At 37.1% G+C, this 1,064-nt stretch carries 1 protein-coding gene and 1 pseudogene; both read right to left on the bottom strand.

Translation table 11 applies throughout. The features are described from left to right. Positions 1-60: 60 nt before the first annotated feature. Positions 61-564, bottom strand: a complete 504-nt coding sequence (locus tag EAE89_RS22975) for an immunity 42 family protein (RefSeq protein ID WP_065821922.1) — start codon at positions 562-564, stop codon at positions 61-63. Continuing rightward, a pseudogene (locus tag EAE89_RS22980) lies at positions 561-1,064 on the bottom strand (hemolysin/hemagglutinin-like protein HecA precursor); the annotation flags it as partial. The gene EAE89_RS22975 and the pseudogene EAE89_RS22980, both read right to left, overlap by 4 nt.

Raw genomic sequence — 1,064 nt, forward strand, 5'->3', positions numbered from 1 at the left:
CTAACATTTGGGGTACAGCTCACATCGACTGGGATTTTTACTCCAACTTACTTATATGCATTAGATTTTTTTAAATTCTGGTAGTTGTTCGATAACATTTTTGACGGTATTTTTCTCAAAATGTTTTATCGTAACAGTCAATCCTCTATCACTGGTATAAATGATAAATTCATCCTCGCTATTATTTGTAATATAGTAAAAAATATAGAATCCAATATCTGTAAATTCTACAGGAGTTAAATCTATTCCTTGTTGCTCCATTTCTGGCAACTCTAGATCATCATCATCTGTATCCAAAAGAATATTATGTGAATGAGCAATAAATTCCATAATTTCTTTGTTCTGACTAAACAAGGAGGTATCAATTTTCTTGCATGATGGAAACTCCGCTAAGCTGTCTTTCAGATGATTTATCGCCATATGAAGTGTGTAGTTTGAACCGATGGCAGGAACAATCACGTCATCTATGACAAAATTAAATATTCCATATTGCCAATAACCATCTTCTGACGATTCACAAACTTCATAAGCAACAGCAAATTCATAAGGAAGTCCGTAGATCATTTTTTACCCCCTAGTTGCTTTATTTCACTGTTAAACTTCCGAAGTTCATTATGACCCAGAGCATTTTTACCATCACCAGTGCTTCCACTCCAATGGAATGAACCTGAACCATCTTTTCTCTCATTAAAAAATCTATGAATATTACCTTTTTCGTCTATCGCTAATCTAACTTTAGGATCTTTTGTTGGTATTGACTTTTCAAATAAATTGAGAGAATTTTGCGGTTCAAGGCCAGCACTTGGCCTATTTCCATTTCCTCCCAGAGTGTGTTTACTGTTTGATTTATAAACTAATCCATTATTCGCTGTCACTGGATTAGGTACTGGTACAGCACTTCCTTTGACTCCTTTTGCTCCAGATTTACTGATCCCTCCAGCCACTCCCGCAGACGCCGCAATTCCCGTCTGCCCCATAATCTTCATGATTTCCTGGGTGGTTTCTTCTGAGCCGCCGGTGACTTGGGCACGATGGAGTACCAAATTCCGTGATGCGTCAATATT

Source organism: Photorhabdus heterorhabditis (assembly GCF_018448905.1).
Lineage (GTDB): Bacteria > Pseudomonadota > Gammaproteobacteria > Enterobacterales > Enterobacteriaceae > Photorhabdus > Photorhabdus heterorhabditis.